This window comes from Parapedobacter soli, assembly GCF_025460835.1.
GTDB lineage: Bacteria > Bacteroidota > Bacteroidia > Sphingobacteriales > Sphingobacteriaceae > Parapedobacter > Parapedobacter soli.
Window position 1 is genome coordinate 1 of the sequence record NZ_JAMXAY010000072.1, and the last position, 19,108, is coordinate 19,108.

Consider the following 19,108-nt stretch of genomic DNA (forward strand, 5'->3'; position numbering starts at 1 on the left):
GACTTCAAAAAAGAAATATTGGGCTTTTTAAGGGTTGACTATTTAACCAATACGGTGCCTTCCATTGGGTTCACTATGCGGCATTTGGAGAGCAGGTCTTCCACTTGTGCAATCTGGATCTCCAAGGGATATATTTCCGATGTGAGGCTGGCCGAGGTGGTACTTAGGACCGACCGTTGGGCGGCTATCTGCTTTTTGATTACCTCCACCCGCGCATTGGCATCGTCCAGTTGCTTGGGTGTTGCCGCATCCGCTTTCGCCATGTTGGCAATCCGTTGCTCTTCCCGTACTGCTTGGTCAAGTTGTTCCTGCAAGGCCGCCACCTGGACCGCTATCTCGGGCTTTTTGCTCAGCACTGCATCGATCTGCGCCTGCAGTTGCTCTTTTTTTAGAGTGAGTTGCGTGCTGTCGATGTAACCCATGATTTGGCCTACGCTTAGTGACTGGCCCTCTGCTACGTCCAGTGCGCGGATTACGCCGCCAGCTTCAGCAGAGATGATGGTTTCCACCGCTTCAAAAGTCCCCGAAGCGTCGTACGTTGGCCGGTTGTCCATGCATGCCGCCGTTACCAGAGCGACCAATGCCAGTATCGTTAAGTTTTTCATGTTATTCATGTTGAGGGTTGTCCGTGTTTACTTGTAGGGTTGTCAATTGCCGCTGGTATAGCTGATGTCGTGTTGCGCTTTTAATAATTGAAGCTCGTGGTATATTTTAGAAAGCCGCGCATTGCTCACCGCGAGGGCCTCCCTCACGTAATCAGCTGTATTGATCACGCCATTTTCTAGCTGGCTAAGTGCGGCGTCCTTCACCGATTTCCGTAGCGCGATGATTTCATTATCGGTAGCCAGCAGCTGTTCGTATTTGGCTGCTTCCGTGCGTTGTTGGTGGAGTGAAAGGTTCGTGTTGAATACGAATGTCTCCTTTTGCACATCGACGGTTGCGTCTTTCATGTCCAGTAGTGCCCGTTCCTTTTTCAACGTGTAGAAGCCGCTTATCGGGATGGATAGGCGGACACCACCGTAATAATAGGCTTCAAGGTTGTTGCTTAGCAGGTTCAATGCGGGTCTGCCTACGCCTGCCTGTAAGAACAGGCCCAACCGGGGGCGGTTTTTTGCATCGAGTAGTTTGCGCTCCACATCGATGCGCTGTTTTTGTAGCGCATACCACCCTAATTCGGGCCGGCCGATTGTTTCCGACGCGTCCGGGTGTGCAGGCGTCTCCAATGATGTATGTTCGCCCAGTGAACGGCCGATAAATAAACCCAGCATATACAGGTAGGCCCTGCGGGTAGCTGCTAATTCCGTTGCCTGCTGCCTGACTTTGAGACGTTCGGCTTCCAACAGGCTTCCTTCGCTCTTCAACGCGGCTCCATTTGCTATTGCCGCCGTTATCTTATCCAGACCCGATTGGATATCTTTTTGGAGCAAGTCGTTCTGTGCCAATTGGGCATCCAGCAGCAAGATGCCGAAGTACAACTCGTTAACACGTTCTTTGATTTTGTATAATTCCACTTCCAGGGCTTGCTGATCCACGTCACTATCGGTTGCGATGGCGAGCTTATTCATCCGGGTTAAGCCACCATCATAGAGGTTTTGGCTTACCTCACCATAAAATTTGTATTGATCCTTGTCGACAGTAGAGATATCCATCCCCGGAACCGGTATAGGTATCTCAGTTACGGCCGATTGATACGTGGCTTGTCCGTTGATGGTTATCTGGGGCAGATACCGTTTGTCGACCTGGTCAATCGCGTATGATGCACTTTTTGAGATGAGGTCACGCTGTTTCACCATCGGGTAGTTCTCTGCGGCCAATGTCTGGCTTTCACGGAGCGTCAGTGCCGTGGCCTGCGCGTCTGCCCTCCCAATCGGGATTGCCAGTAAGCAGGCGAGCAGTAGGATCAAATACGGATTAATCATCTTGTTTATTGTTTTGAATTAATCATTTGATTAATATGTGTGTAAAAAAAATCAAGGGGCTTCCAACATCGCTACAAACCACGTTTTAATAAGTCTTTTACGTTCGTTCATTAGCGCAGCCGCCTTTTGTTGCTCTAAACCGGTAATCAACTGGATGAGCGGCTTGCCGATAAAAGGGAAAATAACAAGACCCAGCATATTGAAAATGAAGTGAAGCGGGTCTATATCCGGCCGCCTTTCAGCGAGTTGCCTAAATAATGCTGAGTTGGTAATGTTTGTTTTTGTCTTAATTAATTTGGCAAATTTATCCGGATTGTTTTTGATTTCGCCCAATACAAACAGCGGGATGTCCGGGTTGGACACGAGCGTATCGATGTAGTGCTCGGCAACCAGTTCTACTTTCTCTTCGATAGAGGTGCCTTCATTCATGATTGTCGGACCTATTTTGCCAAATAGGATCTGCATCTTTTCCAAGATGATGATTTCGAACAGCTTCTCCTTGCTGCGGAAATAGTAGTTGAGCAAGGCAAGATTGATGCCTGCTTCTTCTGCGATATCACGCGTGCGTGTAGCGGCATACCCTTTTTGGGTAAATACCTTCCGGGCAGCTTCTTTGATTTTCTCCTCGGTGCTGATGTCAGCTTTTATCTTCGCTTTTGCCATGCCGTTCTTCGCTACCCCGCAAATATAATTGCTTACGTTGGGTTAACCAAATTTTTTAATCAAATGATTAATACACGAATGTATTATAATTGTCCGGCTTTATGCAGCGTGGATGTTACGCCGACATTACGCCGATATTACGCCGATATCGAAATGCCTAGGAGCTGATAAAATTCTTTCAGAATAGCCTGGTGTCCGGGCCATGCAGGCGATGTTACCAATTTGCCATCTACGACTGCTTGGTCGGCTGGGATGTTTTTCCATATTCCACCGGCCAGTTCAATATCGGGCCCCACCGCTACATATGCCGTTAATGTACGTCCTTCCAATACCCTTGCCGCCGTGAGTACCTGTATGCCGTGGCAGATTGCCGCCACGGGCTTATCCGCATCGAAAAAGTGCTTGGTAATTTCGAGTACCCGTTTATTAAGCCTGATGTACTCTGCCGATCTGCCGCCCGCTATATACAATCCGTCATATTCTTTGGGGTCAACTTCATCAAAACTCTTATTGATGGCGAAATTATGACCCCGTAGCTCTTTGTACGTTTGGTCGCCCGTAAAATCGTGTACCGCTGTGGGCACCACGTCGCCCTTTTTCCGGTCCGGCGCAATGGCATCCACTGCTATGCCAACGGAACCCATTGCCTGGAATGGAACCATTGCTTCGTAATCTTCCACGTAGTCTCCTACCAATAACAAAACTTTCTTTGCCATAATCCTTTTTTTGATTCTAATAAACAGCTAATTTACGGATAATAAAATATAACGGTTGGCCGTGCAACCGTTAAATTAGTTATTTTTGTGGATTCATTGTGGAGAAAAACATGAAAAAAGGCTATTTCAATAAAGCGATCCTCCTATTTGAGGTATTCCGTAAGCATCAGATCAGTGCGGAAGACCTGGCTAAGGCAGAAAGCAAATCCGTATACCTGGATGAGAAAGTTGATGAATTCCGGCTGTTGATTTCGATGGTCAGGGACGTATTTGCGGGCCGGTACAGGATGAACAGGTGGAACCTATCCATCATCGCGGCAACGATTGCCTATGTTATCTTTCCACTTGATGCGATACCCGATATTGTCCCTTTGATGGGATGGGTGGATGATGCGACCATCGTTGCGTATGCGGTTTCCAAGCTCGCAGACGAAATCAGTAGATATAAAGCCTTCACAGACAAGCTGTACTGCCGGGAATTCCCAGGAAGTAACTAGTCCGAAGCAAACAGGCCAGCGACACGGCGGAGCAGCAGAACAGCGTGTTGATAGCTTCCGGATGCGGCAGATTAGCTTTACGGGTCATATATGCGATGCCCGCAGCGACTTGGGCGAGACGCCAAACTTCTTCTTGAACAGACGCGAAAAGTAAAACGGCGAATCGAAGCCGGTGTGGTAGCCGATTTCAGTAACTGTTAAATTTGTTGTCTTCAGCAACAGATGGTTATGTCTTCACAGATTATAACACGGTGGTGAATGCGTTCTACTACCATACCTTAAGACTCATGGAATACATGGCAAGGATAGTGGGCGAAAGCAAAGCTGCCGACCATACGCGGCCCCATTGAAGCAAGCTTCGACTGCCAACAGCGCAGCTTTACGCTGGCCCTAACCTTACCTGCCAATATGAAAGCCGATGTGTATTTTGCCGATTCCGGCCGAAGTTGATAATTTTACCCTGCTGCAGAACGGAGTGGTAGCAGAACGGATAGTGAGAGATGGAGACCACGTGTTACTGGAAAATATCGGTGCAGGTAGCTATGAATTTAAACTGGATTATTGATGTGTAAATTTCGTTTAGACAGGCTCTTAATGAGCTGCTTATGGATGGTGACGTGTGTGATGCCGGCCTATGCCCAAGAGGTTCAAGTGCTCAACCTTAAGGTAGACCTTTTACAAAATCCCATGCTGCAAGTGGTCAATGGTTACCCAGTGGTTGGGGGCGAAACGGCGATGGGTGAACAGACGTTGGTTTGCAATCATCAGCCCCTCCTAGGGTGGGAGTTGTCTAGCACCGGCCACGGCGCCATGCAATCCGCCTACCGTATTATGGTGGCCACCCATCCCGATAGCCTCGAGAAAGGCATTGCCGATGTGTGGGATTCCGGTGAAGTGAAGTCTGCTGAATCGACCAATATTCTTTATGGGGGAGCACCGTTGACACCTAATAGCGATTATGCCTGGCAAGTAAGGGTGTGGAAGCAAGATGGAACGCCAACGGAATGGTCGCCTATAAGTCGATTCCGTACAGCGAGCACGCTGCATGATTATCAGACAGCTTTTTACCCGTTACAAAAAACCGACGAGATGCCACAGCGGGTATCGGTAGCCGGAAATGAGGTGCGGGCCGATTTTGGCAGAGCTTCCTTTGGTCAACTGCGGCTCACGTTGACCTCCCTCAAAGCGGTTGATACCCTTACCGTCAGGCTCGGGGAAGCAATCAATGCCGATGGCACCATCAACCGTAAGCCCGGTGGCACCATCCGCTATGCGGAGTATCGGCTTCCACTGCAGCGCGGACGGCATACCTATCAATTGCAGTTTAAGCCAGACAGACGGAATACAGGTCCACAAGCTGTCAAGATGCCCGATTATATCGGGGAGGTGCTTCCGTTCAGGTATGTTGAGCTTGAAGGTTTTACCGGCACCTTGGAGCCTGGCGACCTCATTCGCGCGACAGTGCATTATCCGTTTGATGATTTTGCCGCTCATTTCGAAAGTTCGGATTCGGTGTTGAATGCCGTATGGGAGCTATGTAAATACAGCATCAAGGCCACATCGTTTGCGGGTATCTATGTAGATGGCGACCGCGAGCGCATCCCTTATGAGGCAGACGCGTACATTAATCAACTATGCCACTACAACGTGGATAAGGAATATACCATGGCACGCCGGTCGCACGAATACCTGCTGCATAATGCCACGTGGCCTACGGAATGGATTTTGCAGTCGGTATTGATGGCATACAACGATTACTTGTACACCGGTGACATCCGCTCGGCCAAACACCATTACGATGATCTGAAAGCCAAGTTGCTGCTCCCGTTACGGGAAGCTAATGGCCTTATCAGTACCCGGAAAGGAAAGCAAACCAAAGAGCTGATGAGCGCAGTCCATTATCGGGGCGACTCCTTGCGGGATATTGTCGATTGGCCCCATACCGGTGGTTTCGGGATGGTGGGTAACGGTGAAACGGATGGGTTTGTCTTCACCGATTACAATGCTGTTGTGAATGCGTTCCATTACAAGGCCCTGCAGGATATGGCCAAGTTGGCGGCAACCCTAGGGTACGACGCGGATGCCACCCTATTTTCAAAAAAAGCAGCGGAAACCTATCAAGCTTTCCAGTTGCTGTTGTGGGATGACCGCGCAGGGGCGTATCGCGATGGGTTGGACACAGACCATCCCGCTCTGCATACCAATATGATGGCCCTGGCATTCGGCCTTGTCCCCAAACAGCATGCCGACCGGGTTGCCGCGTTCATCCGCTCGCGTGGGATGGCTTGCAGTGTATATGGCAGCCAGTTCCTCATGGACGCCATCTATGAGGCGGGTGATGCCGACTACGGGCTGTCGCTCCTCGCGTCGCAAGACGACCGCAGCTGGTACAACATGATCCGGGCAGGAAGCACCATAACCATGGAAGCATGGGATAATAAATACAAACCTAATCAGGATTGGAACCACGCATGGGGTGCCGTCCCTGCTAATGTCATACCACGTAAGCTTATGGGCGTGGAGCCGTTGGAACCGGGTTGGGACGTGTTTCGGGTGCGTCCGCAGACCAGCTCATTGGAATGGGCTTCGGTGACGGTGCCAACCATAAAAGGTGCTGTAGAGGTTTCATGTCGACAAGAAGGTTCGGAATATGTAGTGGAGCTAACCGTGCCGGGGAATACAGTGGCCCAAGTGGAGCTGCCCTATGCAAGCAAAAGACGGCCCCTCGTAACCATCAATGGTGAGTCAGCGCGCATTGAAGCCAAGGATGGGATGTTGAAATTCCCATCACTCAATGGCGGAAGCTACCGTATTGTCATCGAACGGCGGTAGGTAGGGACATTTCTACTGGAAAATTGAACCAATTTTACCGAATTGCGTATTCCCATCACGGATACCTTTGCTAGGGCTATTCGGGGAGCTGGTAGATACGTACGTTGTCAATCGCCTGACGCGAGTACGTAGAACGGAACCCGAAATAACCCTTGGTCAATGGGTTCGGGTCGGTGTGTGTAAAAAGCACTTCGCCGTCCACCGAAAACGTGGTGACCCCATCGACGACTTCGGTACGGATAAAATAGGTGTGGTTGGCTTTCAGTCGTCGAGCGTGTTCGTAGAGCAACGGTTTCGTCCCGTCGCCTTCGTATTTTCGGAAACGGGTGGTGGTATTGGTGTTGCCGCCCATACCCACGTAGTATAACGATAATGGATTATAACTTTCAAATACACCCGATCGGGAAAACAGGTTGTCGGCTGATGGATCGGTGGCCATCCAGAACTGGTTCAGGTCGGACAGCCGGTCGTTTACACCGGTGTCTACCACCACCGTCCGCTCGTATTCAATGGCAATATTCCCCTCCAACAGGTGGTTTAGCCATACGGTCACCCCGCCATACGTATCCAACCAAAGTTTACCATCCGCCACATACACCGTCGAGTTGGGTTCGGGAGCAATCTCCGCAACCCACACAAGGCTATCCAATGCATTGTCAAAAGTCTCTTCGACCAGTAATTCCGCACTTGTCGAATCCGCGGGGCGGGGCCGGCACGCGTTCAACGTGGCGCTAGCCAAAGCCAGCATAAAAAAGACATTCATCACATTCATGATACGAAAGTAACAAACAAACACGGAAACCATAATGAATCATCGAAAAAGCGCACTCAACCAGCAATCGAGAAGACAATTTCTAAAACAATCGGCAGTACTGGCATCGGCCATGCCGCTGACCGGTTCGGTACCGTTTACTGGATTTAGCCCGGTCGATCAACACGAACCTCATGTCAATCTGCATTGGCTGGGCACGCAGGCCCCCAGAACAAAAAGGGGCATCACTTGGGGCGTCCCATGGGCGAAGGGAGCACTGAAGGACCCCGAAGCACTTGCCCTGACCACCTCAGGCAGTGTCGCTGTAAACACCCAGCAATGGGTAACCGCACGGTGGCCCGACGGATCGGTGAAATGGTCGGCACATGCGGCTACATTGGATGGGGAAGACCCCCAGGCAATCCTCACGCTGCGCCGGCAAGGACCCACTCCCCGTGCAACGGACGGATCGATAGCCGTGGCTGCGGATGATGAAACCATCCGGGTCAACACGGGTGCCATGCAGGTCGTGTTCTCCAAAAGCGGAAGCTCGCTTGTCAAATCTATCCGCCAGGGTGCCCGCACCACGGCCACCGACGGCCAATTGGTGCTCCAATGGCAAAACCTGCCCGAACCCGTTGCTGGAGAGCCGCTATTGACCGATAGCCTCCAAAGTGAAATCCGCGAAACGGTTGTGGAACATGGCGGTCCCATACGTGTAGTCATCAAAACATCGGGCGTACACCGCTCGGCTACCGGCCGCGAGCTTCTCCCCTTCACCATACGGTTTTATTGTTACCTCCACACAGCATCCACCCGCATGGTCCACACGTTGGTTTATGATGCCGACGAGTACCGCGACTTTATCCGTGGGATAGGTGTGCAGTTCACCGTACCGATGACGGACGCACTATACAACCGGCACATCCGGTTTTGTGGCGATAACGGCGGCGTCTTCGGCGAGGCCATAAAAGGTTTGACCGGCCTGCGGCGCGACGCGGGGAAGGACGTGCGCGATGCGCAGGTTGCTGGAGCAGCTGCGCCGCCCCTGTCGGTATTCAGCCCGGCTGTCGCCAAGGGACTGCCCTATATCCCGGCCTTTGGAGACTATACGCTCACCCAATCCACACCCGATGGCTTTGAAGTCCGTAAGCGCACAGCTCCCGGCCATGGGTGGCTCGCTTCGGCGCATGGCCGGCGCGCAGCCGGCGCGGGGTATATAGGCGGTGCCAGCGGTGGGCTCGTCTTCGGTATCCGGAATTTCTGGCAAAGTTTCCCAGCCCAGATCGATATCCGGGATGCCCATACCGAAGCGGCTAAACTTACCCTCTGGCTGTGGGCACCCGATGCCCCCGCCATGGACCTCCGGTTCTACCACGATGGCATGGGACAGGATACCTATGAAAAGCAATTGGATGGTCTGGATATCACCTACGAGGATTATGAACCCGGATTCGGTACCCCCCACGGGGTAGCCCGCACCAGCGAGCTCGAAATCTGGGCGGTAGATAGCACACCCACGCACGGCGAATTGGCCACCATGGCCGCCCAGATCCAAGACCCGCCGTTGCTGGTGTGCGATCCCACACACTACCAGGAAACGGGTGTATTTGGTGGGGCGTTTACGGTAGGTGCCCCGCGAAACGCGGCCGAGCAAGCCATCGAAGCGCAGCTGGCATTTTATATCGACCACTACAAGAAGCAGATCGAACAACACCGGTGGTACGGATTCTGGAACTATGGCGATGTGATGCACGCTTATGACGGCGACCGCCATACGTGGCGGTATGATGTCGGCGGCTTTGCGTGGGACAATTCCGAGCTGTCCACCGATCTATGGCTGTGGTACTATTTCCTGCGCTCGGGGCGCCACGATGTGTTCCGCATGGCCGAAGCCATGACACGCCATACCGGCGAAGTAGACGTACACCATGTTGGCCGCTTTGCCCCATTGGGCTCGCGCCACAACGTGATGCACTGGGGGTGCAGCGCCAAGCAATTGCGCATCAGTACTGTCATCAACCGGCGTTTCCTCTACTACCTCACCGCCGATGAACGCATCGGCGACCTCATGCGCGAGCAGATCGAAGCGGCCCATACCCTAAAGGAGATTGTGCCCGGCCGTAAAGTAGGCCAAATCGCCGCCAAAGACGATGATAAGGTGAGCATGTCGTTCGGTACCGACTGGGGGGCCTTGGCATCCGCGTGGTTCACAGAGTGGGAGCGAACCGGCGACGAACAAATGAAGCAACGCTTGGTAAACAGTATGGAAAGCATCGGCAGCCAGCCCCGCGGGTTTTTGACCAGCTCGGCCAATATGGACCTAGAGACGGGCACCTTTGAGCGGGTGGAGCATGATAACATCCGGGTGTCTCACCTCAGTGCAGCATTCGGCTTGGCAGAAATCTGTGCCGAGCTCATCGGCTCACTGGACGTTCCGGTATTTACGAAAGCATGGTTGCAGTATTGCGAGGCGTTTAACTCGGACTCCGCATGGCAGGAAAAACACCTGGGCCAAACGTTCCGCAAGCCGAACCTGGGGCAGGGCCACAGCAGGCTCACCGCCTATGCCGGTTGGTTTTTGAAAGACCGGGCGCTGCAGGAACGGGCGTGGGAAGAATTTTACGGTGGCGCTGCGGGGATGAAGCTGGGTATACCACCGGTAACCCACCTTACGCCGCCAGAGGTGCTCAGTGAGCGGGACGAAGCGCCCGTGTCTACCAACGCCGTGGCACAGTGGAGCCTTGCTGCCATGCAGTGCATGGCCTATGCAGGCGAGGTGATCGGCCATAAGGACGTCCGGTAACGATTGCGTAATTTAATCCATTTGTTAAGTTTGAAATACGGGAGAATATCTTTCTTTTTGCTCACAAGCAAACTCCCACAGCATTGTAGAATCTTAAATCATGAATAAATCCTATTTTTTCAACGTATCCGTTGCCGCGTTATCTTCGGCGGCCCTGTTGTTCTCGTGTACGAACCCCGAAGGTGGGGGCGGGGAGGAGGTCACCAATGATGTGAACACGCCGCTGCACCTGCTGCAGCCCGATTATCCGGTGCGCTACGGCGAGACAACGCTGGAAGAGGTAAAGGAGGTGGTAGACCGCGTACATGCCTATTTGGATGGGGCCACACCCGCCGCATTGGCGGATAAAAGCAGCCAGCAACCGGTGGATGACTTGTCGGCGATCGACACCAACACCATTTTCAAGCAAGGTGATTTCCGGCTCATCAGCTACGAATGGGGCGTCACCTATGGCGCGATGTTGCTGGCCACCGAAGCCACGGGCGATAACCGCTATGTGCAATACACCAAAGACCGCCTGGACTTCATCGCCCAAGTGGTGGCGGCATTCCAGGCATCGCCCGAAGTGGCTGGTGCAAGGCGATCGCCGGTACATTCGGTTACCGATCCCGGCGCGTTGGATGATGCCGGCGCCATGTGCGCGGCGATGATCAAAGCTTCGCAGACGGGCGTATTAACCGAAGACGTCCGGCCAATGGTCGATAATTACATCCAATACATCATGGAAGATGAGTTCCGCCTGGCAGACGGCACGCTGGCCCGCAACAGGCCCCTGCCCAATACGCTGTGGCTGGACGATCTGTACATGAGCCTACCGGCACTTGCGCAGATGGGCAAGCTCACCGGAGAGGCCCGCTACTTCGACGAGGCCGTCCGCCAATTCTGGCTGTTCGCCGACCGCATGTTCGTGCCCGAGAAGGGGCTGTATATGCACGGTTGGGTGCAGGGTATGGAGCCCCACCCGCATTTCCATTGGGCGCGGGCCAACGGCTGGGCACTGCTTACCAAACTCGAGTTGTTGGCCGCCCTGCCCGAAGCGCACCCCGCCCGCGGAAAACTGCTTGCCCAATTCCGTGCACACGTGCAGGGGCTGGCCCGATTGCAAGACGGTACAGGTTTCTGGCACCAATTGCTAGACCACAACGATACGTACCTGGAAACCTCCGCAACCGCCATCTACGCCTACTGCATAGCCCATGGCATTAATAATGGCTGGCTGGACGCCCAGGCCTATGGCCCGATGGCGCTGCTGGCTTGGAATGCGGTAACGACGAAAGTAAACGAAGAGGGCCAGGTGGAAGGTACGTGCGTGGGAACAGGCATGGGTTTCGACCCTGCATTTTACTACCATCGGCCGGTCAATAAGTTTGCGGCCCACGGCTATGGCCCTGTCATTCTTGCTGGTGCAGAAATGTATCGGCTACTCCAACAGACGAAATACGAAATCAATGATAGTGCAGTGATGTTTTTAGATTAACAACAGGCAAAATACCATGAAAACAATTCAGCTCACAGCAGTAGTAGCCCTGAGTGGTTTGGCATGCTCTTGTGGACAAGGAGAGCAAAAAGGGTGGACGGTCACGCTCACCAACCCCACACAAACCGACTTAACGCAAAAAGCCGTCACGATCAAACGCGCGGACTTTAGCAATCAGCAGGATTTTTATCCGCTGCTGCTTGATGCGCAGGGCGATACCATTCCGTCGCAGGTTGATGACCTCACCGGCGATGGCGAATGGGACGAATTGTTTTTCTTGGTCGATTTACCGGCATCGGGCGAAGCCGTGTTGACCGTGAAACCCAGCGAAGGCAGCATGGATTACGCGCCGCAAACGGCCGTCCGTTTCGGTAAGCGCAGTAGTGCAACAAACCCCGTGGAGCCAAGGCAGGGAGACACACTTTACGCCGATCAACTGCCGCTCAGCATCGGCTATCAGCCATATCAAACCGATGGGCCGTCTTGGGAGAATGATAAGGTCGGCTTCCGCCATTACCTCGACGGCCGCAACTCGAAAGACGTTTTTGGGAAAAAGGTGTCGTATATGAGTCCTGACGATGTCGGCATCAATGCACAAGGCGCCGTAGAAGACAACTACCACGTGATGTTGGACTGGGGGCGCGATATTCTGCCGGTAGGTAATTCGGTGGGGCTTGGCGGGATAGCACTGGCCCATGGCGAAGACGTGTACCGGCTGGGCGTTACCGTAGACGATGCCATCAATAATGTGGATACCACCATTTTCAATGTAGTACGCGAAGGCCCGCTGCGGTCGAAACTGGATTTCCAGTACTGCAATTGGACGGCCGGCGAGCACCGGTACAACCTAGTTGAACAACCGGCCATATGGCCGGGCATGTATGGCTACCGGAATACGGTTAGCGTGGAAGGACTCCAAGCACAAGATACGTTGTTGATAGGGCTGGTGAATATATTTGCCAGCCAACCGCCCCGCGAAATCAATATCGATGATAAATGGGTGGTGCTGTATACGCACGATCAACAGACCTATGAACAAGAGTGGTGGCTGGGACTCGGGCTGATCCTGCCTTATGACAGCTACCAAGGTTACAGGGAGGCACCCAACTCGGGTCCGCTGACCAACAGTTGCTTGGCGAAGTTGCGCATTCGCGACAATGAACCCATCAGCTATTACGCCGTTGCCGGCTGGGAATTATCAGATGAAGGTTTCCGCAGCCGCGATTATTTCGAAAACTACATTGTCGGTTTGGCAGAGCAGTTGGCCGCTAAGGTACGTGTAGACGTGGCGGAAGCTCCCTAGGCGTTACACTACGCAAACGTTACCGGCAACGTTTGCGTAGATTTTCTTTTGCTGTTGAATTACCTTTAAGTTATTGATAACAAATTTGTTGTGTTGGTGTCGAAAAAGCCGACGACAGGATAGTACAGGTTGGTTTGCAGCGAGAAATCTATTCTATTTGTATTACCAGATAACAGACAAGCAGTTTCAATAATAAACCGTACCATTAATTAATTGTGTGATTGACAGAGTTGTGCAGTGCACTCGGTAACACAGCGAGGCAAAAACCAACGAAAGGAGGTGTTCTAAAGCAATGAGATAAGCGTAGTCAGTAGTATATAAATGCCGTTTGCGGCTTCTAGACAAACATATTGTGTTAACCAATTTTTTAAAACCACATTAAAATGTACGTGAATTTTACCAAAGGTCGACGCGTCATCATGGGATGCATCCCGTCGCTCTTCCTACTCGCTTTTCTGCAGGTAAGCGTTGCCGCTAGCCGGCCGGATGCGGCAGGTGCATCCGATCTTGCAAAAACAGAGACCGCCCTGCAGCAACAAATTAGCGGACAGGTTACCGACAGCGCCAGCCAGCCGTTGGAAGGCGTTTCCGTGAAAGTTAAAGATGGTCAAGCCACCGCCGTTACGGATGGCAGTGGCCGGTTTTCCATAAACGTGCCCAATACGGATGCCACGCTCGTTTTCACCTTTATTGGCTATGCCAACCAGGAAGTTGCCTTGCAAGGCCATTCTACCATCAATGTGACGATGGTCGAGGAGCGAAGCGAACTGAACGAGGTCGTTGTTGTGGGTTACGGTACGCAGCGTAAATCGGACGTAACGGGAGCCGTTACCAGCATCGGCGAAGCGGAAATCCAATCGCGCCCGGTTTCCAATGCGTTGGAGGCCATGCAGGGTAAAATAGCCGGTGTCGATATTTCAACCGCCCAGCGCCCCGGAACGGTTGGCGACGTCAACATCCGCGGGGTACGCTCGTTGACGGCCTCCAATTCACCACTTTTCGTGGTCGACGGTATACCCTTGCTCACCGGCGGGATCGATTACCTTAACCCGAACGATATTGAAGCAATCGATGTATTGAAAGACGCCTCAGCAACCGCAATCTACGGCTCGCGTGGGGCAAATGGCGTAGTCATCGTAACCACCAAGAAGGGTAAAGAAGGTCGGGTAACCTTAGACCTGAACCTGGCCACCACTTTTGAAAACCTGGTCGATAACCGGGATATGTTCAATGCGCCGGAATACATCACGTTCCGCCGCTGGGCTTACTACTACCGGAATCCGGAAGTGTACCCCCGGGGCGATGAGCCGACGATTGAAAACGACCGGGCCATCTTCCTGGCTACGGGCGACCCCACCGCATGGGCCAACATCGAAAAAGGATGGGCTGGCGGCACCTGGGATGGTTCTAAAGTAGCGACGACCGATTGGTTCGGCATGGTGACGCAGCAGGGAGTAACGAACAACATGAACGTAAGCGCCACCGGCGGTAGCGAGAAGATAAAAACCTATGCGTCATTCGGCTACCTCGATAACAAAGGGACGCAAAAAGGGCAAAGCTTTAAACGGTATACCGCCAACCTCAATGCCGAAGTGAATGCCACCAAGTGGTTCTCCCTGGGAGGTAACCTGCTGGTTTCGTACGGCGTGCAGGAATATGGGCAGTCGACTGCTGGCAGCAACCCGCTGGGAGGTACCAGCCAGATTTACGATGCCGCAAGGGCTCAGTTTCCTTACGCGCTACCGTATGATGCCGAGGGCAACCGGATTGAAATGCCCGGTGGCGATATCGGTATCAAGAATGTGGCCGAAGAATGGATCCTGAACCAGGACCAGCGCACTACCCTTCGCACGTTCGGTAGTTTATTCGGTCAGGTAGACTTCGGGAAAATCCACCCCGCATTGGAAAACCTCACCTACCGGTTGAACTTCGGTCCCGATTTTTCAAATTACCGTGCTGGTTCGTATATCGATAGTCAGTCGGTGCGGAGCAACGGCACCAATGAGGCGTCGCTCGGGAAAAACCAGACCTTCTCGTATACCCTCGATCATTTGTTGTTTTACAATGAAACCTTTGGTAAGCACGACTTGGGCCTTACCTTGCTGCATAGCCAAACGGAATACAACAGGGAGACCAGTAACATTGCTGCCAATGGTGTGGCTTTCCCAAGCCAGAAGTGGAATGCCTTGTCAGATACTTATATCTCTGCCGAGAACCTCACCGATTATTCATCGGGCCTTACGAAAAGCCAACTGCACTCGTACATGGCACGGGTAAATTACGGGTTTAATAACCGGTATCTCCTTACGGCATCCATACGGCGTGACGGTGCATCGCAGCTGGCCGAGGGCCACAAATATTCGTGGTTCCCTTCTGCGGCACTGGCTTGGCGGATCGACCAGGAGGATTTTGTGAACGTGGCGTGGTTGAACGATTTGAAACTCCGCCTCGGCGTGGGCGTTACCGGCAACTCCGCCATCGACCCGTATGAAACGCAAGGTGCTATTTCATCCATCTTTTATCCATACATCAGCTCATTAGCGCCCGGCGCTATCCCTTCCACCACCATGGCCAACCAGGAGTTGGGCTGGGAGAAAACCACCCAGTATAACGTAGGGCTCGATTTCTCGGTGCTGAACAGGCGAATAAGCGGTAGCTTGGATTTCTACCAGTCGAAAACCACCGACCTGTTGCTCGAGATGTCTATCCCCACGGTAACGGGCTTTACCACCACGTTTGCCAATGTGGGCGAAACCGCGAACAAAGGGGTGGATTTGAGTTTGACCTCATTGAACGTGGATGGAGCATCGTTCAAATGGACCACCACGGCCAGTGTGGCCTGGCAGAAAGACCGCATCGTTAGCCTAGCTACTGGCAGCGACGACATCAACAACAACTGGTTCATCGATCAACCCATCGGGGTGATCTATGGTTACCGGAGCCTCGGGCTATGGCACGTGGCCGATGCCGATATCTATGAACGGTTCAACGACAATGGGGCGACCTTCTCCCCGGGTTTGGTGAGGCCCGAGGACGTGAACGGCGACGATAAGATCGATGCCAACAACGACCGGATGATCATCGGCAATACCCGGCCCCGCTGGGTGGTGGGTATGACCAACCGGTTCAATTACAAAGGCGTAGAGCTGTCGGTGTTCCTTTACAGCCGCTTAAAATACCTCTATGATACCGGCGGGGAGTCGCAAACCGGACGCGGTACGCAACGGCGGATCGACTATTATACCGAGAACAACACCGACGCCGAATACCAGAAACCTATTTACACCGAAGGAACCGGCGATCCGTTTCACCAGGCATTGGGATACCGGAATGGTTCGTTTATTAAAATCCGCAACATATCGTTGGGTTATAACATGAGTAATAACCTGCTCGAAAAGAGCGGTATTTCTACCCTAAAAATCTATGTGCAGGCAACCAACCCCGGTATGTTGTTCTCCGAGATCGATTGGGTAGACTTGGATGTTAGGAGCGCCACATTCAATAGAGGCTTCACCATCGGATTGAACGCTACACTTTAGTCGCTAGGATTTATCAATAAAAAGAAAATAAAATGGATACGATAAAACATATTTTTTCGCTTTTCCTTTTTTCAGGCTTGATCCTCATGTCGTCATGCAGCACGGACTTCCTGAACGAAACCCTCGAGACAGACCGGGGTATGGAATATTATAAGACCGATGAGGGCATCTTGGCGCTTGCTGCCGGCACGTATCATCAGGTGTTGAAAACGCCCTTCGATGGTGAGTGGTTGTACTGCGCCACCAACTACGGAGTAGATGAGTTCAACGTGGGCGGTGATGCCTCCAACAGCGTATGGAACAACTACGATGGCGGGTTGCAGTCTATTGTTACGGTTACGAATAGCAATACAGCGTCTGCAAACGCACAGTGGGATAACCTGTATATTGGTATCGGCGATGCGAACCTGCTGATTGAGAATGCTACGGCCAGCGAATCCACCTCAGACGCCATCAAAAAGGTGGCGTTGGGCGAAGGACATTTCCTCAGGGCCTACAATTACCTGCGCCTGGTCTCACAATACGGCGGCGTACCGCTGAAAACCACGTCGAGCACGACGGTGGAACTGGAATTTACCCGGGCTACGCCCGCTGAGGTGTACCAGCTGGTAATCGATGATTTCACGCAGGCGTATAACTTGTTGCCAACCACCGGTGCTCCCGCACGGATTACCAAGTATGCGGCAGCGCATTACCTAGCGAAGGCCCATTTATTCCGCGCCAGCGAAATCAACGACGATTGGAACTCCGCTACCAAAGACGCCGACCTAGCTGCCGTGGTAACGTTGTGCGACGAAGTAATCGCCAACCACCCGCTGGCGGGTAATTTCGCTGACCTGTGGGACTATATCAGTCCGGATGGTGCAAACGAGCTGCTGTCGGAGTGGATCCTGTCCGCCCAGTTCACAGCAGATGTTTCTGCTAGTGGGCGCACCACGCAGCACCTTTATTTTACGGCGCGGTACGATGATATGCCCCAGATGAAGCGCGACGTGACGGGCGACCGCCCGTACAGCCGCTTGCGCCCCACGTATTACATGTTTCGGCTATATGATTTGGTAGACGACTCGAGGTTCTGGAAGAGTTTCCGCACTAAACACCGGGTGAATAATGCTTCCGGTGGGTATTATGCCAACGGCGATTTGGGAATCATGTACATCATCAACCAACCCGGCGATTCACGCTTTTCCAATTATAAGCTGAACGACGAGGTGGTTTACGATAAAACCGGCAAAACCGTCCCCAGCGTTTACGTGGCTTATTCTGCCGGCAGCACCACCGACGGCGCTATGGAAATCGATGTGCGGTTCCCTTCATTGAGTAAATATTTGGATGGCTCCCGGGTCGGTGTAAATGAGACCCGGGGTCTGCGCGACATGAACCTCGCACGGTCTGCCGAAACCTACCTGATGGCGGCCGAAGCGAAGGTGCGGCAGGGTGCATATGCTGAGGCATTGACGTATATCAACGCCGTCCGTACGCGCGCCGAATACGAAAGTGGTGAAGACCGCGAAGCGTATTACGACGGTGGCGGTGCACTGGGCGCTTCGGCGTCGGGCCAGAATCCGGACGATAATTCGTTTTTCCCCGAGAACTCCTATTACGAGTCGAACGATATCGTGGTGACCACCGCCGCCTCCGGCAGCTTGGCCATCACCGACATTGGCTCGCTGCCCGCAGGCGATGAATACATCATTTCCAAACTCGGGCTAACGGGCGACTACGCACGGATGTTGGCTCTCGTGCTCAACGAGCGCTCGCGCGAGCTGGCCGGCGAATACACCCGCTGGGAAGACTTATCGCGGACGGGAACACTCGTTCAGCGCGTAAAGGCGTTCAATGCCCAGGCCGAACCGTTCATCCAGGATTACCACCAATTGCGGCCCATTCCGCAAACCTACTTGGATGGTATCCAGCTGAACGGCGCGAATTTAACACCGGAAGAAAAACAAAGGCAACAGAACCCGGGGTATTGAGAAAATCGATACCCAGCGTAGCCGCCTCCTGATGGGGTCCCTGCCATGTATGCTAGGACACCGCTGCTCCCGGTGAAGGTGAGCTAAAGGCGGGCCAGTCCAGCTGAGATTGAAATAGCTTCCGGCAACGTTTGCGTAGATTTCACAGATTGTTAAAGGATAACTTACCTGTTGTTTACATAACTGATACACAGTTGGTTGTGGTTTGCTGAAAGCTGTCTGTAACAGGATGAGGCAGGATGGCGTGAGCCGATTTAATGGATAACATTGTATAAGCAAAAGGCAATATTGTATTAAGAAAGCAATGGGCGCCTGAGTTGTGCAATCGATTGAACAAATTGTGATAGCCATGGAAATAAAGCGAATGTTATTGGTGCTGGGCATCTGTAGTCTGGTAACATCACTGAATGCAGCTACTTATTATGTAGCACTGAATGGGGACGATGCCAATAGCGGTACCAAGGCACATCCGTATGCAACCATCCAGCGCGCTCAAGAGGCTGTGGTACCGGGTGATACCGTTTACATCCGGGGCGGTACTTACGCTATTCGGGCAGGCCAGATTGCAGCGTATGAGTTGAAAGGGGCAGGGATTTCGCTTTTAAGAATTTTGGGGATTGGATTTGCAG

General features: G+C 52.7%; 17 protein-coding genes. 11 read left to right on the forward strand and 6 right to left on the reverse strand.

All coding sequences use genetic code 11. The annotated features are described in order from the left end of the window. Window positions 1-38: 38 nt before the first annotated feature. The 4 genes from NGM62_RS19785 to NGM62_RS19800 all read right to left on the reverse strand — a co-directional run bounded on the left by NGM62_RS19785 (window position 39) and on the right by NGM62_RS19800 (window position 3,298). Window positions 39-605 (reverse strand): biotin/lipoyl-binding protein, encoded by a 567-nt coding sequence (locus NGM62_RS19785; protein ID WP_262250044.1) that lies wholly within the window; start codon window positions 603-605, stop codon window positions 39-41. 42 nt (window positions 606-647) lie between these two features. Continuing rightward, window positions 648-1,919, reverse strand: a complete 1,272-nt coding sequence (locus tag NGM62_RS19790) for a TolC family protein (RefSeq protein ID WP_262250045.1) — start codon at window positions 1,917-1,919, stop codon at window positions 648-650. Between the two features lie 51 nt (window positions 1,920-1,970). Next, on the reverse strand, window positions 1,971-2,582 hold the full coding sequence (locus tag NGM62_RS19795) for a TetR/AcrR family transcriptional regulator (RefSeq protein WP_262250046.1): 612 nt from the start codon (window positions 2,580-2,582) through the stop codon (window positions 1,971-1,973). 137 nt (window positions 2,583-2,719) lie between these two features. Further along, entirely contained in the window at window positions 2,720-3,298 is a 579-nt protein-coding gene (locus NGM62_RS19800; RefSeq protein WP_262250047.1) for a DJ-1/PfpI family protein, read from the reverse strand. 110 nt (window positions 3,299-3,408) lie between these two features. Here NGM62_RS19800 and NGM62_RS19805 point away from each other — a divergent pair, with 110 nt between their 5' ends. Further along, the gene (locus NGM62_RS19805; RefSeq protein WP_262250048.1) at window positions 3,409-3,795 is read left to right on the forward strand and encodes a YkvA family protein; all 387 of its coding nucleotides are present in this window, start codon (window positions 3,409-3,411) and stop codon (window positions 3,793-3,795) included. 84 nt (window positions 3,796-3,879) lie between these two features. Here NGM62_RS19805 and NGM62_RS22295 read toward each other — a convergent pair whose 3' ends face one another. Next, window positions 3,880-4,014, reverse strand: a complete 135-nt coding sequence (locus NGM62_RS22295) for an AraC family transcriptional regulator (protein WP_390938090.1) — start codon at window positions 4,012-4,014, stop codon at window positions 3,880-3,882. Between NGM62_RS22295 and NGM62_RS19810 the strand changes: the two genes are divergently transcribed. The 4 genes from NGM62_RS19810 to NGM62_RS19820 are packed head-to-tail and all read left to right on the forward strand — an operon-like array spanning window position 4,002 to window position 6,627. Next, window positions 4,002-4,145 carry a hypothetical protein gene (locus NGM62_RS19810; RefSeq protein WP_262250049.1) on the forward strand — a complete coding sequence of 48 codons (144 nt, stop codon included), beginning with the start codon at window positions 4,002-4,004 and terminating at the stop codon, window positions 4,143-4,145. The genes NGM62_RS22295 and NGM62_RS19810 overlap by 13 nt on opposite strands. Next, window positions 4,141-4,245, forward strand: coding sequence for a hypothetical protein (locus NGM62_RS22300; RefSeq protein ID WP_390938097.1), 105 nt, complete (start codon window positions 4,141-4,143; stop codon window positions 4,243-4,245). Before NGM62_RS19810 ends, NGM62_RS22300 begins: the two co-directional genes overlap by 5 nt. Continuing rightward, the gene (locus NGM62_RS19815; protein WP_262250050.1) at window positions 4,214-4,360 is read left to right on the forward strand and encodes a hypothetical protein; all 147 of its coding nucleotides are present in this window, start codon (window positions 4,214-4,216) and stop codon (window positions 4,358-4,360) included. Before NGM62_RS22300 ends, NGM62_RS19815 begins: the two co-directional genes overlap by 32 nt. Before the next feature lie 29 nt (window positions 4,361-4,389). Next, window positions 4,390-6,627: an alpha-L-rhamnosidase-related protein gene (locus NGM62_RS19820; protein WP_262250051.1), complete on the forward strand. Its 2,238-nt coding sequence runs from the start codon at window positions 4,390-4,392 to the stop codon at window positions 6,625-6,627. Between the two features lie 76 nt (window positions 6,628-6,703). Here the strand turns inward: NGM62_RS19820 and NGM62_RS19825 are convergent, their stop codons facing one another. After that, window positions 6,704-7,399, reverse strand: a complete 696-nt coding sequence (locus tag NGM62_RS19825; RefSeq protein WP_262250052.1) for a DUF6250 domain-containing protein — start codon at window positions 7,397-7,399, stop codon at window positions 6,704-6,706. 34 nt (window positions 7,400-7,433) lie between these two features. On the opposite strand from NGM62_RS19825, the gene NGM62_RS19830 reads away from it, so the two are divergent. From NGM62_RS19830 to NGM62_RS19855, 6 genes are all read left to right on the forward strand, one after another. Next, complete coding sequence (locus NGM62_RS19830; protein ID WP_262250053.1) at window positions 7,434-10,184, forward strand: exo-rhamnogalacturonan lyase family protein; 2,751 nt, start codon at window positions 7,434-7,436, stop codon at window positions 10,182-10,184. A gap of 100 nt (window positions 10,185-10,284) precedes the next feature. Continuing rightward, window positions 10,285-11,661: a glycoside hydrolase family 88/105 protein gene (locus tag NGM62_RS19835; protein WP_262250054.1), complete on the forward strand. Its 1,377-nt coding sequence runs from the start codon at window positions 10,285-10,287 to the stop codon at window positions 11,659-11,661. 16 nt (window positions 11,662-11,677) lie between these two features. Then, window positions 11,678-12,964: a DUF4861 domain-containing protein gene (locus NGM62_RS19840; RefSeq protein ID WP_262250055.1), complete on the forward strand. Its 1,287-nt coding sequence runs from the start codon at window positions 11,678-11,680 to the stop codon at window positions 12,962-12,964. Between the two features lie 383 nt (window positions 12,965-13,347). Then, complete coding sequence (locus NGM62_RS19845; protein ID WP_262250056.1) at window positions 13,348-16,503, forward strand: SusC/RagA family TonB-linked outer membrane protein; 3,156 nt, start codon at window positions 13,348-13,350, stop codon at window positions 16,501-16,503. A 32-nt stretch (window positions 16,504-16,535) separates the two neighbouring features. Then, a complete protein-coding gene (locus NGM62_RS19850; protein ID WP_262250057.1) occupies window positions 16,536-18,479 on the forward strand; it encodes a RagB/SusD family nutrient uptake outer membrane protein in 1,944 nt (647 codons plus the stop codon). A 349-nt stretch (window positions 18,480-18,828) separates the two neighbouring features. After that, window positions 18,829-19,108: DUF1565 domain-containing protein (locus tag NGM62_RS19855; protein ID WP_262250058.1), on the forward strand; the 280-nt coding region annotated here is incomplete at its 3' end.